Origin of the sequence: Cobetia sp. MM1IDA2H-1, from assembly GCF_002916775.2 — a bacterium.
GTDB classification, from domain to species: Bacteria; Pseudomonadota; Gammaproteobacteria; order Pseudomonadales; family Halomonadaceae; genus Cobetia; species Cobetia marina.
Genome location: NZ_CM133225.1, coordinates 2,733,571 through 2,746,885, shown reverse-complemented (window position 1 = coordinate 2,746,885; position 13,315 = coordinate 2,733,571). Strand labels below are relative to the sequence as shown.

12 protein-coding genes are annotated in these 13,315 nt (G+C 65.4%); 3 read left to right on the top strand and 9 right to left on the bottom strand.

The features are described 5' to 3' along the window. Window positions 1-20: 20 nt before the first annotated feature. From nth to rsxA, 7 genes are all read right to left on the bottom strand, one after another. A complete protein-coding gene (nth, locus tag BOH68_RS11605; RefSeq protein WP_077374212.1) occupies window positions 21-656 on the bottom strand; it encodes an endonuclease III in 636 nt (211 codons plus the stop codon). Between the two features lie 134 nt (window positions 657-790). Next, on the bottom strand, window positions 791-1,501 hold the full coding sequence (locus BOH68_RS11600; protein ID WP_077374209.1) for an electron transport complex subunit E: 711 nt from the start codon (window positions 1,499-1,501) through the stop codon (window positions 791-793). Further along, entirely contained in the window at window positions 1,494-2,273 is a 780-nt protein-coding gene (gene rsxG, locus BOH68_RS11595; protein ID WP_077374205.1) for an electron transport complex subunit RsxG, read from the bottom strand. The genes BOH68_RS11600 and rsxG overlap by 8 nt, the downstream gene beginning before the upstream one ends. Beyond that, a complete protein-coding gene (gene rsxD, locus BOH68_RS11590; protein ID WP_077374202.1) occupies window positions 2,270-3,310 on the bottom strand; it encodes an electron transport complex subunit RsxD in 1,041 nt (346 codons plus the stop codon). The genes rsxG and rsxD overlap by 4 nt, the downstream gene beginning before the upstream one ends. 91 nt (window positions 3,311-3,401) lie before the next feature. Continuing rightward, a complete protein-coding gene (gene rsxC / locus BOH68_RS11585; RefSeq protein ID WP_103751399.1) occupies window positions 3,402-6,416 on the bottom strand; it encodes an electron transport complex subunit RsxC in 3,015 nt (1,004 codons plus the stop codon). Then, window positions 6,416-7,063, bottom strand: a complete 648-nt coding sequence (gene rsxB / locus BOH68_RS11580) for an electron transport complex subunit RsxB (protein ID WP_077374199.1) — start codon at window positions 7,061-7,063, stop codon at window positions 6,416-6,418. The genes rsxC and rsxB overlap by 1 nt, the downstream gene beginning before the upstream one ends. A gap of 1 nt (window position 7,064) precedes the next feature. Then, window positions 7,065-7,646 carry an electron transport complex subunit RsxA gene (rsxA, locus tag BOH68_RS11575; protein ID WP_077374196.1) on the bottom strand — a complete coding sequence of 194 codons (582 nt, stop codon included), beginning with the start codon at window positions 7,644-7,646 and terminating at the stop codon, window positions 7,065-7,067. 341 nt (window positions 7,647-7,987) lie between these two features. On the opposite strand from rsxA, the gene BOH68_RS11570 reads away from it, so the two are divergent. Beyond that, window positions 7,988-8,488 carry a DUF3465 domain-containing protein gene (locus BOH68_RS11570; protein ID WP_077374193.1) on the top strand — a complete coding sequence of 167 codons (501 nt, stop codon included), beginning with the start codon at window positions 7,988-7,990 and terminating at the stop codon, window positions 8,486-8,488. Window positions 8,489-8,591: 103 nt separating this feature from the next. Here BOH68_RS11570 and metG read toward each other — a convergent pair whose 3' ends face one another. Beyond that, entirely contained in the window at window positions 8,592-10,643 is a 2,052-nt protein-coding gene (gene metG, locus BOH68_RS11565) for a methionine--tRNA ligase (RefSeq protein ID WP_077374190.1), read from the bottom strand. Window positions 10,644-10,890: 247 nt separating this feature from the next. On the opposite strand from metG, the gene BOH68_RS11560 reads away from it, so the two are divergent. Continuing rightward, entirely contained in the window at window positions 10,891-11,364 is a 474-nt protein-coding gene (locus BOH68_RS11560; RefSeq protein ID WP_077374187.1) for a tellurite resistance TerB family protein, read from the top strand. Between the two features lie 122 nt (window positions 11,365-11,486). On the opposite strand, the gene BOH68_RS11555 is transcribed toward BOH68_RS11560, so the two are convergent. Continuing rightward, window positions 11,487-12,191: a cell wall hydrolase gene (locus BOH68_RS11555; protein ID WP_077374184.1), complete on the bottom strand. Its 705-nt coding sequence runs from the start codon at window positions 12,189-12,191 to the stop codon at window positions 11,487-11,489. A 404-nt stretch (window positions 12,192-12,595) separates the two neighbouring features. Here BOH68_RS11555 and BOH68_RS11550 point away from each other — a divergent pair, with 404 nt between their 5' ends. After that, the gene (locus tag BOH68_RS11550) at window positions 12,596-13,309 is read left to right on the top strand and encodes an RNA pseudouridine synthase (RefSeq protein ID WP_077374181.1); all 714 of its coding nucleotides are present in this window, start codon (window positions 12,596-12,598) and stop codon (window positions 13,307-13,309) included. Window positions 13,310-13,315: the final 6 nt, after the last annotated feature.

Here is a 13,315-nt window from a genome sequence, read left to right as displayed (position 1 = left end):
ACGCCTGGTGTCCTGATGTGTTAGAGGTCTACCTTGTCCTTGTACTCGCAGAGGTCCTCGATCACGCAGCTGCCGCAGCGTGGTTTGCGTGCCACGCAGGTGTAGCGGCCATGCAGGATCAGCCAGTGATGGGCGTCGACCAGAAACTCCTTCGGTACATGGCGCATCAGCTTGTGCTCGACCTCCAGCACGTTCTTGCCCGGCGCGATTCGCGTGCGATTGGAGACGCGGAAGATGTGCGTGTCCACCGCCATGGTCGGCTGACCGAAGGCGGTGTTGAGCACCACGTTGGCGGTCTTGCGGCCCACGCCGGGCAACGCTTCCAGTGCCTCGCGGGTCTGCGGCACCTCACTTCCATGCTGCTCGATCAGCATGCGGCAGGTCTTGATGACGTTCTCGGCCTTGGTATTGAAAAGCCCGATCGTCTTGATGTACTCCTTCAGTCCCTCGACGCCCAGCGCCAGAATGCTCTCCGGGGTATTGGCGACCGGATACAGCCTGGCGGTGGCCTTGTTGACGCCCACATCCGTGGCCTGCGCCGAGAGCAGGACCGCGATCAACAGCTCGAAGGGCGTCGACCACTCAAGCTCCGTGCGTGGCTCTGGATTCTCGTTGCGCAGGCGGGTGAAGATCTCGAGACGTTTCTGGGCGTTCATGGCAGCTCGGTGTCAGGTCGGCGAGGTTCGGTCAGTGTCTGTCTGGAGGAACACAGCTGGCCTCCAGACAGGGAAAAGCAGACAGGGGAAACAGACAGAATAAAGCAGGCAGGCCCGGGGCTCAGGCCCGCGTATCAGGAAATCGTGCCGGTGACGCGCACGCGACGCGAGGCCTTGGGCGCATCCACGGCTGCTGCCTTGCGGCGCTGCTCGAGGCGCTCATCGATGGTCTTCTTGCCCGCGATGATCAGCCCCATGCAGAAGAAGGCGCCGGGCGGCAGCACCAGGAACAGGAAGGAGTAGTCCGGGAACAGCGTCAGCTTCCAGTCGGCGGCCACCGGCCCGAGCAGCAGCTCCATGCCCGCAAACAGCGTGCCCTGACCGAACAGCTCGCGCATGCCGCCCAGCAGTGCCAGCACGGCCATGAAGCCCAGCCCCATCATCAGGCCATCGGTGGCCGCCGGCAGCACCGGGTGCTTGGCGGCGAAGGCATCGGCACGCCCGAGAATCGCGCAGTTGGTGACGATCAGCGGAATGAAGATGCCCAGAATCTGGTAGAGCTCATAGGTATACGCTTTCATCAACAGCTCAGCGCAGGTCACGAAGGAGGCGATGATCATCACGAAGGCCGGCAGGCGTACCGCCGACGGCACCAGATTGCGGATCAGTGATACCGCCACGTTGGAGCCGACCAACACCAGCAGGGTGGCAAGTCCCAGGCCGATGGCATTGACGACGCTGGCGGTGACGGCCAGCAGCGGACACAGGCCCAGCAGCTGTACCAGCGCCGGGTTGTTGTCCCACAGGCCGTCGCGGCTGATCTTGCCAAGTGAGATATCACTCATGAGGTTCATCTCCGCCGTGTTCAGAAGTCGCTGATGGCGCAAGCGTGCCGTCAGCGGAGGGAGCGTGTGCGGTGTCCTGTGCCTTGGCGGCGCGGCGTGTCGCGGCCAGCGTCTCGCTGTCGCCGGCCAGCAGCGCCGTGCGATGCGCCATGAAGTAGATCAGCGCCTGACGCACGGCCCCCACGACTGCACGCGGGGTGATGGTCGCGCCGGTGAACTGGTCGAAGTCTCCACCATCCTTCTGCACCTTCCACTCCACCGAGCTGAGCGTCTGGTCGTCGAACTCATGGATCCATCCGGACTTGCGGGCTTCGATCTTGTCGCCCAGCCCCGGGGTCTCGGCGTGCTTGACGGCGCGCACGCCGGCCACGCTGCCATCTGCCCGGATACCGACCAGCAGGCGGATATCGCCGCTGTAACCTTTGCCTGTGACCACCGGCAGCAGCACCGCGACGGTCTTGCCATCCCGAGTGGCGCGCCAGCCGGTGTCGGCGCTCACTAGTCCCAGCACCTGGGAGGGCGGCAGGACGAAGGCATCGTCGAGCAGGTCATTGTCGTGCAGTGACGGCGGGATGATCTCGGCAAGCGCGGCGCTCTGGGCGGCACGCTCGTTGTCCGCGATGGTGTCGGCGGTGGTCATCTGGGTGACGGCCACTACGCCGGCGGTGACGATGGCGAACACCGCCAGGCCCGAGGCGGCCCGCGCGATGTTGTGCTTCAGGCCTCGCGCGGCCTGGGCTTGCTGTTCGGGCTGATCCGGCGTCAGGCTCATGCCTTGTCCTCCAGCTTGATGCCGCGACGGGCCTTCTTGTGACCATAGCTGCGGGGCTGCGTGTAGTAATCGATGAACGGTACGCTGAAGTTCATCAGCAGCACCGCAAAGGCGATGGCATCCGGATAGGCACCGAAGGTGCGAATCAGATAGATCAGCACGCCGATACCCGCGCCGTAGTAGAGCTTGCCCTTGTTGGAGGTCGCCGCCGTGACGGGGTCGGTGGCGATGAAGAAGGCACCGAAGATCGCCGCGCCGCATAGCAGGTGGAATAGCGGGCTTGCATGCTGATCGCCCTCCATCAAGAAGAAGATGCCCGAGATCACGCTCAGGCTGCCCAGCATCGCCACCGGGATATGCCAGGTGATCAGGCGACGTGCCAGCAGCACCAGGCCGCCGAGGCCCCAGGCGATGGCGGTCTGCTGCCAGGCCAGCAGGTTGGCGGCGGGCAGCAGGCTCGGGTCGGCCCAGAACTCGCTGCTGGAAAGCTCGCCCTTGTTGCGGAAGGCGTCCAGCGGTGTGGCGCCGGTCAGGGCATCCGGCGTGGCGATCATGCCGAAGAACTGCCTGAGGCTGTCGGCGAAGCCGAGCGTGAAGCCATCGGGGGCCGACCAGCGCGACATCTCGACCGGGAAGGAGATCAGCAGCAGCGCATAGGCGACCATCGCCGGATTGAACGGATTCTGGCCCAGGCCGCCGTAGAGCTGCTTGGCGACCACGATGGCCGCGACCACGCCGGTCAGTACCAGCCACCAGGGGGCCAGCGGCGGCAGCGAGACGGCCAGCAGCACGCAGGTGACGAGCGCCGAGTTGTCCTTGAGGAAGAAGCTGACCGGCCGTCCGCGCAGCTTGAGCAACAGCGCCTCGAGCGCGATGCCGGTCAGGCAGGCGAAGACGAGATTGAACAGCACGCCCCAGCCATAGTGCCAGCAGAGTACGGCGATGCCCGGCAGCGTGGCAGCCAGCACCCAGGCCATCACGCGCGAGGTGGCGGTGGGCCCATGGGCATGGGGGGAGCTTGCGTGCATCAGGCTCATGAGGCGTTCAGATCCTTGCGATAAATGGACAATGACGTGTGGCGTGCGGTGCAGTGGCCTGCCAAGGGGGCGGTGAAGGGACGCGCGTCACTCATTGCGCGTCCACCAGTGCCTGTACCTCGGCCAGCGACTCGCGGGCGTGTTCCAGATTGCGGCGCGTACGGTCGACCTTGGTGGCCAGTCGCTGGCGGCTTTCGTCATCCGCCTCGCTCAGTGCCGCCTCTGCCTTGCGATGGGCCGCCTCGGCCGCCTTGACCGCGATGGTGACCTGCTTGTGACGCTTGGCGAGGTTCTCGGCGCGCGATGCCTCGATCTCGGCCTGGGAGAGCGTCACGTTGCTGGCCATGCTGCCACGTCCCACCGATCCTGCGGCAGCCTTGGGGGCCTCGGGAATCAATTCACCCGCGCCCTTGGCGGCAGGCGGCGCGCCAGTGCCGTCAGCTTGCGCGCTGGTCAGGCGAACCTCGGCGGCGCGCAGGTTTTCCTGTGCGGTGGCCAGCAGGGTCTGCAGGTCCTCGATATCGCCTTCACCGCTTTCGCTGGCGCGGGCCAGCGCCTTCTCGGCCTTCTTGACCGCGATATTGGCGGCCGCACGCGCCGTCTTGAGCGCCTTGAGATCGGCAGCCGAAGCTGCGGCAGCCGAAGCTGCGGCAGCCGGCGCTGCGGCTGCAGGGGCAGCGGCGCCTGTCGAGGAAGTGCTGGCTGGCGCAGGGGCAGCTGGCTCGCTGGCGTCGCTGGCGGCCTTGAGGTCGGCTTCGGCCTTGGCAAGTCGCGCCCTGGCATCTGTCACGCTGGCCTCCAGCGCCGCGATGTCACCCTCACCGCTATCCTGTGCCGTCTTGAGGGCCTTCTCGGCCTTCTTGACGGCGATGTTGGCGGCGGCACGCGCCGTCTTGAGCGCCTTGAGGTCGGCAGCCGGCGCTGCGGCTGCCGGGGCAGCGGCGCCTGTCGTGGAGGTGCTTGCCGCCGCAGGGGCAGCTGACTCGCTGGTCTCGCTGGCGGCCTTGAGGTCGGCTTCGGCCTTGGCCAGTCGGGCCCTGGCGTCCGTGACGCTGGCCTCCAGCGCCGCGATGTCACCCTCACCGCTGTCTTGCGCGGTCTTGAGGGCCTTCTCGGCCTTCTTGACGGCGATGTTGGCGGCGGCACGCGCCGTCTTGAGCGCCTTGAGGTCGCCAGCCGAAGCTGCGGCAGCTGGGGCTGCGGCGGCGGGGGCGGACGCGCCGGTGGCAGCAGAGGCGGGGGCCGCAGCGGCGGACTCGCTTGCCTCACTGGCGGCCTTGAGGGCGCTCTCGGCGCTGGCAAGCTTGGCCTTGGCCGCGGTCACGTTGGCCTCAAGCGCCGCAAGATCACTGGCGCTGCTCTCGCCACTGTCCTGAGCCGCCTTGAGCGCCTTCTCGGCCTTCTTGAGGGCGATGTTGGCTGCGGCGCGCGCCGTCTTGAAGGCTTTGATATCGGTGGCCGGTGCCGGTTGGGCAGCCGTGGTCGCTGTGGAGGCCGAGGTCGACGTCGTGTCTGCGGTGGCACTGGCATCGGCGCGCGCTGCGGCGGCCTTCTGGGCGGCCTGGGCACGCTGTTGGCGCTTGGCTTCCTTCTCGGCTTCCTCGCGTGCCATGCGCGCCTGCTTGAACTCGAAGCGGTGACGGGCGCGCTCTGACTTGCGCGCCTCGTGCTGGGCGGTACGTATCTCGCCCTTGGCGAAGCGGTAATACTGCACCAGCGGAATCTGGCTGGGGCAGACATAGGAGCAGGCACCGCACTCGATGCAGTCCGCGAGGTTGTAGAGCTCGGCCTTGTCGAACTCGCGAGACTTGGAGAACCAGTAGAGCTGCTGCGGGAGCAGCTCCGCCGGACATGCCTGCTCGCACATGCCACAGCGGATGCAGGGTTGCTCGACAGCAGGGGCCGGCACCGCCTCAGGTGAGGAGGCCAGCAGACAATTGGTGGTCTTGATGATCGGCAGGGCGTCACTCTCGAGGGTGAAGCCCATCATCGGCCCACCCATCACCAGACGGGCGATGCCGCTCGCAGAAGGAGCAGCCAGGCGCAGCAGGTCACCGATGGCGGTGCCCAGGCGGGCCTCGACGTTGTGCGGGTGCTGCAGGGCCTCGCCGGTCAGGGTGACGACCCGCGAGATCATCGGCTCGCCGAAGCACACCGCACGTTGCACCGCGCGTACGGTGCCCGGATTGTGTACCACCACGCCGACATCCGCGGGCAGGCCGCGACTGGGCACTTCGCGATCCGTCAGCAGCTTGATCAGCTGCTTCTCGCCGCCGGAGGGGTACTTGGTCGGCACCACCACGACTTCCAGACGTGAATCCAGTGGCGGCAGGCGCTTGTCGGCACGCCGGGCGCGAATCGCCTGCTCCAGCGCGATGACGGCCTCGGGCTTGTTGTCCTCGATACCGATCAGGATGCACTCGGGGCCGATCAGGCTGGCGAGAATCTCGAGCCCTTCGATCAGCGCTTCCGGGTGGGTGCGCATGGTCAGGTCATCGGCGGTGATGTAAGGCTCGCACTCCGCCGCGTTGAGGATCAGGGTGTCGATGGCGTGGCGCTCACGCACGCGCGCCTTCACCGCCGAGGGGAAGCCCGCGCCGCCCTGGCCGACCACGCCGGCATCCTGCAGGCGCTGGATCAGGTCCTGGGCTTCCTGCTGGCGCCAGTCGCGCCAGGCCTCAAGGCGCGCCCATTCATCGATCTCGCTGTCACGCTCGATCACGATGCACAGATCTTCCAGGCCCGAGACGTGAGGGATCTGACGCGGCTCGATGGCGGTGACCACGCCGGTGATGCTGGCATGCACCGGCGCGGAGATCATGCCCTGGGCGCGAGCGATCAGCTCACCGGTCTTCACGCGCTGGCCGATCTCCACCAGCGGCTGGGCGGGCGCGCCGATATGCTGACTGAGCGGCAGTACCACCTCATGGGGCAGCGGGGCGGCCACCAGCGGGGCGCGATTGGAGAGTGCCTTGTGTTCCGGCGGGTGAATGCCGCCGTGGAAGTCGAATACGCGGGGAGCGCTGTCACTGCCTGTCGCGCGCGGGGCAGCAGTGCTCGTGGCAGAACGGGACGTCACCATGGACTTGAGCAACGACAGAACCATCAGGCGACATTCCTTGCAGAGGTGGCGGTAGCGCGCTCTTGCGGGGCAGCGTCAGTGACGATCAGGCTGCCGCTGAAGCGGGTATTGTCTCGGGTCGGGCCGGCCGGCTGTGGCCAGTGCCAGCTGCGCACGTCGGTGGCGACCGGCACCATGTCGATGCAGTCCACCGGGCAGGGCTCGACGCACAGGTCGCAGCCGGTGCATTCGTCGGCGATCACGGTATGCATGTGCTTGGCGGCGCCCAGGATGGCGTCCACCGGGCAGGCCTGGATGCACTTGGTGCAGCCGATGCATTCGTCTTCGCGAATCACCGCCACCTTGGGGGTGTTGTCGGCATCGCCATCCAGCGGCGTGGCCTCGCGCCCCAGCAGGTCGGCCAGCGAGGCGATGGTGCTCTCGCCACCCGGTGGGCACTTGTTGATCTCGTCCCCCTCGGCGATGGCTTGGGCATAGGGCTTGCAGCCCGGATAGCCGCACTGGCCGCACTGGGTCTGCGGCAGCAGCTGGTCGATCTGCTCGACGATGGGGTCGCCCTCGACCTTGAAGGCCACCGAGGCGAAGCCGAGCAGGCCACCGAAGACGATCGCCATGGCCACCAGCGCGATGATGGCGGAGATCAGCGTATGGTCGTTGAGGAAATCGAGCATGTCAGATCTGCACCAGTCCGGAGAAGCCGAGGAAGGCCAGCGACATCAGGCTGGCGGTGATCATCGCGATGGCCGGGCCCTGGAAGGGGCGTGGCACATCGGCGAAGGCCAGGCGCTCACGCATGGCGGCGAACAGCACCAGCACCAGCGAGAAGCCCACGGCCGCACCGAAACCGTAGAGCGTGGCTTCCATGAAGCTTGAATTGCGGTTCAGGGTCAGCAGCGCCACACCGAGCACCGCACAGTTGGTGGTGATCAGCGGCAGGAAGATGCCTAGCACCTGGTAGAGCAGCGGACTGGTCTTCTTGACCACCATCTCGGTGAACTGCACCACCACGGCAATCACCATGATGAACGCGATGGTGCGCAGGTACTCAAGCCCCAGCGGCGCGAGGATGAAGTGGTAGGTCAGGTAGGCGCACATCGAGGACAGAGTGAGCACGAAGGTGGTGGCCAGCGACATGCCCATCGCCGACTCCAGCTTGTTGGAGACCCCCATGAACGGGCACAGGCCGAGGAACTGAACCAGCACGAAATTGTTGACCAGGATGGTGCTGATCAGGATAAGAAGGTATTCACTCATCAGGGGCGTCGCTCGGTCAGGGTGTTTCGAAGGCGCTCTGGTGTACGGTCGACAGGCATGACGCTGCGCTAGCAGAAGATCATGGCGCGTCGCTGTCGTGCGCAGTCAGGATGCGGCACGTCAGGAAGGAGCGTCGAGCGCGGCAGCATTATACGCAAGATACTGCCTGCCGACAGCCTGTAGCGTGGCAATCAAGGCGCAGTGTTGCCAGTGTGAGACGGCCATTGTTTCGTGTTTTGCTTGGTTCTTGAAGTAATAAAGAAGAATTCCTTTATTACTTTTTATGATTCTGGCGTTGCCAGTGTCTCTTCATCCTCAAGGGATTGCACAAGGAGTGGGATATGCGTCGATCGGGTTCGCGCGGCAGGCGGCCGTTGTGGGTCATTGTCATCGTGGTCATCCTGGCGGGAATTTCCCAGCTGACGGGCAATGGCAACCTTTCGCTCACACAGTTGTGGAGCGACTTCCGCTCTCCGCAGGCCGCGCAGGAGCAGGGCACCGGCTCCGCGGATGAGCAGCGCCTGCGCGATGCCATCCGCGCGCAGCAGAGTGATGTGCAGGTGCGCGGCACGGGGGAGGTGATACGCCTGCTCCGGGATGATCTCAAGGGCAGTCGTCATCAGAAGTTCCTGATTCGAGTGGCAGGCGGGACCACCATTCTGGTGGCGCACAACATCGATCTCGCGCCGCGTATCGACAGTCTTCAGGTCGGGGATCGCATCGGCTTCTACGGGGAATACGAGTGGACCGACAAGGGCGGCGTGATCCACTGGACGCATCATGATCCCGGTGGTCGCCATGTGGGCGGCTGGCTGGAGCATGCCGGTCGCCGTTACGAGTAGCCGTTCCGCCGCCCGGATGTGGCGCATGAACGACGACGCCCCGCCAGAGACTCTCTGGCGGGGCGTTGTGCTGAAGAGGCTTCAGCGAGGCTGAATCAGCGGATCAAGTGACGCGCTGACCCGGCTTGGCACCGGTGTGCGGCTCCAGCAGGTAGATGCCTTCGTCATCACCGGCGGCCAGCACCATGCCTTCGGAGACACCGAAGCGCATCTTGCGCGGTGCCAGGTTGGCGACCATCACGGTCAGGCGGCCTTCCAGGGCTTCCGGCGCGTAGGCGGACTTGATGCCGGAGAATACGGTGCGCGTCTCGCCGCCGATATCCAATGTCAGCTTGAGCAGCTTGGCCGCCTTCTCGACGTGCTCCGCCTTGACGATCTTCGCCACGCGCAGGTCGGTCTTCATGAAGGTGTCGAAGTCGATCTCCTCGGCGATCGGGTCGGCGTCGAGCGGGCTCGGCGCGGCGGCAGCTTCCGCCTTGGCGGTGCCGTCCTTGATCTTCTGCTCCTCGACCAGCACTTCGCGCGAGGCTTCGAGCATCTTGTCGATGCGCTCCGGCTCGACACGGGTCAGCAGTGGCTTGAACTTGTTGATGGCATGATCGGTCAGCACGCTTTCGCGGCTGGCCCAGTCCAGGCTCTCGAGGTTCAGGAAGTCGCGCGCCTTGTCGGCCAGCTCCGGAATCACCGGCGCCAGATAGACCATCAGCTGGCGGAACAGGTTGATGCCCACGGAGCAGACGTCGAGCACTTCCTGCTCGCGGCCGTCTTCCTTGGCCATCGCCCACGGCGCCTTGTCGGCGATGTAGGTGTTGGCTTCATCGGCCAGCTCCATCACCTTGCGCATGGCGCGGGCGAATTCACGGGCCTCGAAGTCCGCCGCGATGCCTTCGCCAGCGGCGATGAAGCGCTCGACCAGCTCCGGCTCGGCGCAGGTGGCGGACAGCTTGCCGTCGCCCAGCTTCTTGACGAAACCGGCACAGCGGCTGGCGATGTTGACCACCTTGCCGACCAGGTCGGAATTCACGCGGGCGGTGAAGTCCTCGAGGTTGAGGTCGAGGTCATCGACGCCGGAGGTCAGCTTGGCGGCGAAGTAGTAGCGCAGGTATTCCGGGTTGAGGAACTGCGCGTAGGTATCGGCCTTGATGAAGGTGCCGCGCGACTTGGACATCTTGGCGCCGTTCACGGTCACGAAACCGTGGCAGTTGACGCCGGTCGGGGTGCGCATGCCGGCACCTTCCAGCATCGCCGGCCAGAACAGGGCGTGGAAGTAGACGATGTCCTTGCCGATGAAGTGATAGACCTCGGCGTCGGAATCGGCCTTCCAGTAGCTGTCGAAGTCGATGCCCTGCTTCTCGCACAGGTTCTGGAAGCTGGCCAGATAGCCGATCGGCGCGTCTAGCCACACGTAGAAGTACTTGCCCGGCGCGTCGGGAATCTCGAAGCCGAAGTAGGGTGCATCGCGGGAGATGTCCCACTCGGCCAGACCCGCCTCGAACCATTCCTGCAGCTTGTTGGAAATCTGGCTCTGCACGCGGCCGCTCCTGGTCCACTCCTTGAGGAACTCGGCGAAGTTCGGCAGCTTGAAGAAGTAGTGGGTGGAGGTGCGCATTTCCGGGGTAGCACCGGAGATGGCCGAGACCGGATCGATCAGCTCGGCCGGCGTGTAGGCCGCGCCACAGGCTTCACAGTTGTCGCCGTACTGGTCCTCGGTCTTGCACTTCGGGCAGGTGCCCTTGATGAAGCGGTCGGCGAGGAACAGACCCTTGACCGGATCGAACATCTGCTCGATATCGCGGGTGGCGATATGGCCGGCATCACGCAGCGCCAGATAGATGCGCTCGCTGTGGGCGCGGTTCTCCGGCGAGTGGGTGGAGTGGTAGTTGTCGAAGTCGACACCGAACTTGGCGAAGTCGGCCTGGTGCTCGTCACTCACGCGCTGGATCAGCTGCTCGGCGGTGACGCCTTCCTGCTCGGCACGCAGCATGATGGCGGTACCGTGGGCGTCATCGGCGCACACGTAATGGCATTCGTGGCCACGACTTTTCTGGAAGCGTACCCAGATGTCGGTCTGGATGTACTCAAGCAGGTGACCCAGGTGGATCGACCCATTGGCATAGGGCAGGGCACTGGTGACCAGAATCTTGCGCGCTGACATGAGGCCTCGTCTTGACGGTAAAGGGCGCCTGCTGCGTGAAGGGCAGCGGCTCGCCGGAATGACACGTGATAGGGGCGAACGCATCGCCCCGTCGGGATGAGCGCTACTATATCGCGAAGGTGCGGGCGGCGCGAAGGGCGCGTCGCGTCACCAGCAACGCCGCCATGCGCAACTGAACGGTTGCATCCCTTCCCGGCGCCCTCATGAAGGATGCTATACGCCACTTTTCCCGTTTCTGGAGGTCAGCATGGCAGCTCAACTATCCGTCGCAGGTCAGATCAATCGTCTCATCCGTCAGGTGATGATGCCCGGCAGTAACGCGCGCCCCAACGATGAACCTGGCCCCGAACTTGCGATGGCCGTGCTGATGTTCGAGGTGGTGCGCGCCGATGACCACCTCGACGTGCGCGAGCGAGAAGCGCTTGCACGCCAGCTGGCCGAGCGTTTCTCGCTGGAGAAGGATGAGCTTGCCAGCCTGTTGTCCCAGGCCGAACAGGATGCCGAACAGGCCACGGATCACTACCGCTTCGTCAAGCAGCTCAACGAGCACATGAGCCTTGAGGAGCGCACCGAGCTGATCGGCATGCTCTGGGAGCTGGCGTACGCCGATGGCGAGCTGGATGCCCATGAGGAGCATCGCATCCGCCGGCTTGCCGGACTGCTGCACGTCAGTCACAGCGAATTCATCCGTACCAAGCTGGCGGCCCAGCCGGACAAGTAAGCGCAGCCGCTCTCATGCAGACGCCCCCGCTGCCAATGGCAACGGGGGCGTCGTGTTTCCGACTTGTGGTCGCAGTGTCGGTTGGCTCTCAACAGCGGTCATCCAGCAGCAGCGGCTCGCGCTCAGTTGCGATAGAACAGGTGCTGACCGATGCGCGCGGTGCGCACGAAGCGCTTGGCCCAGTAGGGCGTGGCGTAGCGGGCGTGGAAGTAGAGCGCGCCGTCGGTGACGTCTTCCAGCTGATGGTTGAGCGCCTGACGGGCCACGTCGCGTGCCTCGGCATAGGCTTCCGGCTCGCGAATCCTGTCGGAACGCCCGTCACACCACCAGGAGAACTGGCAGCTGCCGCTCTCGCCGCCCTGCTTGACCACGCCACAGAGGCTGTCGGGGAAGCGCGGGTCGGCGGCGCGATTGATCACCACGTTGACGATGCCCTGCATGCCGCTTCGGCCTTCGCCCTTGGCTTCCCAGTAGGCGGCGCGCGCCAGACAGGTCAGCGGGTCGTCCACCGGTCGCTGGCCATTGGGGTCGATGGCGCGGGCGCCGGCCTTGGTCAGCAACAGCTCATCGGGGATATCGTCCTGGCCTCGCATCAGCAGGCTCTCGAGGCGCTCGGCCTTGGCGGCGGCGCTGACGGCATTGGCAGCGGCAGGGGTGTCCGAGGCCTGTGGCGCCGAGCAGCCAGCCGCCAGCGTCAGCCCCGCGACAAGCAGCAGATGACGCAGTCCACGCAGCGTGGCGTGGCGGTCGATGCCGGCAATGCCGCGGCGCGGTGCCGGGGGTGTAGCGTGGGCACGCACGGGGTGCGCGGATGTCGATGGACGCATGCAGTTTACCTGTAGACATGTCCTGTAGGCTTGGGGTGGTGTGCCAATCTAGGCAGTGACACAGGCATCCCCCGGCGTGATGACCCTTCGGGCGCGATCGAGCAGTGATGGTCGCATGAGGGCGAGTCGCGCAGACGCGCCATCTTGCCCGATGTCATTCGTTCGATGCCCCTTGTCGGCTTCAACGCAACTCTGACGCAGCTCAGACGACGACAGTCGGGAAGAGTTCCCTGCCGCCATTGAATCACGCCGGGCGGCGGCGGGCATTCTCCCGTGTCATCGTGCCGGCATGTCGTTATCATGGCCGGTCTTCGTGATTGTCCATCGTGCATCACACTTCGTCATCCTGCGCTGGTGCGTGCCATTGCCTCCGGTCGCTAGCGTCGCTGTCCTTGAGAGTTTCCATGACTGAACCCGTCCGTCTATCCAAGTTCCTGGCCCATCAGCAGGGCATTTCACGTCGTGAAGCCGAGCATCTCATCGCCCAGGGCGTGGTGCGAGTCGCGGGCGAAGTCGTCGAGGCGCCGTTCTTCAAGGTCACGGATGAGGAAGTCACGGTCGATGAGGGCGCCAGCATGGAGCCCATCGCGCCGATGACTCTGGTGTGGTATCGCCCGCCGGGCGCTCCGCTGCCGGACCCGCTCACCCTGCGTGACGGCGCGCCGCGCAGTGCGCTGGACAACAGCGGTGCCGACTGGCTCAAGGTGCATTTCCTGTCCCAGCAGCCGCTGGCGGAGCTGGCCGAGCAGGAGTCCGGCCTGGTGGTGTGGTCACAGAATCGCGGTGTGATCCGCAAGCTCGGTGATGACCTGGACCAGCTGGAGCAGGAATACGTCGTCGAGGTGGAAGGGACGCTTGATGACGACGGCCTCAAGCGTATCGGCTTCGCGCTGTGCGCCGACATCCGTGGCCGCAAGCCCAAGGTCAGCATCAGCTGGCAGAGCGATACCCGTCTGCGCATCGCCATGAAGCGCGTGCCGGTGGGCGGTATCCGTGGCGCGGTTGAGGAGCAGGGCCTCAAGGTCATCGAGGTCCGTCGTCTGCGCCTGGGCGCGATCCTGCTGGGCCGCATGGCACCGGGCGAGTGGCGTTTCCTGCCGGTCGACGTGCGTTTCTGATCATGG

What these genes read in the sequence shown, in the direction of transcription:
- BOH68_RS11555 (WP_077374184.1), bottom strand. Translation starts at nt 12,191, where the DNA reads ATGCGTCCATCGACATCCGCGCACCCCGTGCGTGCCCACGCTACACCC.
- nth (WP_077374212.1), bottom strand. Translation starts at nt 656, where the DNA reads ATGAACGCCCAGAAACGTCTCGAGATCTTCACCCGCCTGCGCAACGAG.
- rsxC (WP_103751399.1), bottom strand. Translation starts at nt 6,416, where the DNA reads ATGGTTCTGTCGTTGCTCAAGTCCATGGTGACGTCCCGTTCTGCCACG.
- BOH68_RS11570 (WP_077374193.1), top strand. Translation starts at nt 7,988, where the DNA reads ATGCGTCGATCGGGTTCGCGCGGCAGGCGGCCGTTGTGGGTCATTGTC.
- rsxG (WP_077374205.1), bottom strand. Translation starts at nt 2,273, where the DNA reads ATGAGCCTGACGCCGGATCAGCCCGAACAGCAAGCCCAGGCCGCGCGA.
- rsxD (WP_077374202.1), bottom strand. Translation starts at nt 3,310, where the DNA reads ATGAGCCTGATGCACGCAAGCTCCCCCCATGCCCATGGGCCCACCGCC.
- rsxA (WP_077374196.1), bottom strand. Translation starts at nt 7,646, where the DNA reads ATGAGTGAATACCTTCTTATCCTGATCAGCACCATCCTGGTCAACAAT.
- BOH68_RS11560 (WP_077374187.1), top strand. Translation starts at nt 10,891, where the DNA reads ATGGCAGCTCAACTATCCGTCGCAGGTCAGATCAATCGTCTCATCCGT.
- BOH68_RS11550 (WP_077374181.1), top strand. Translation starts at nt 12,596, where the DNA reads ATGACTGAACCCGTCCGTCTATCCAAGTTCCTGGCCCATCAGCAGGGC.
- metG (WP_077374190.1), bottom strand. Translation starts at nt 10,643, where the DNA reads ATGTCAGCGCGCAAGATTCTGGTCACCAGTGCCCTGCCCTATGCCAAT.
- rsxB (WP_077374199.1), bottom strand. Translation starts at nt 7,063, where the DNA reads ATGCTCGATTTCCTCAACGACCATACGCTGATCTCCGCCATCATCGCG.
- BOH68_RS11600 (WP_077374209.1), bottom strand. Translation starts at nt 1,501, where the DNA reads ATGAGTGATATCTCACTTGGCAAGATCAGCCGCGACGGCCTGTGGGAC.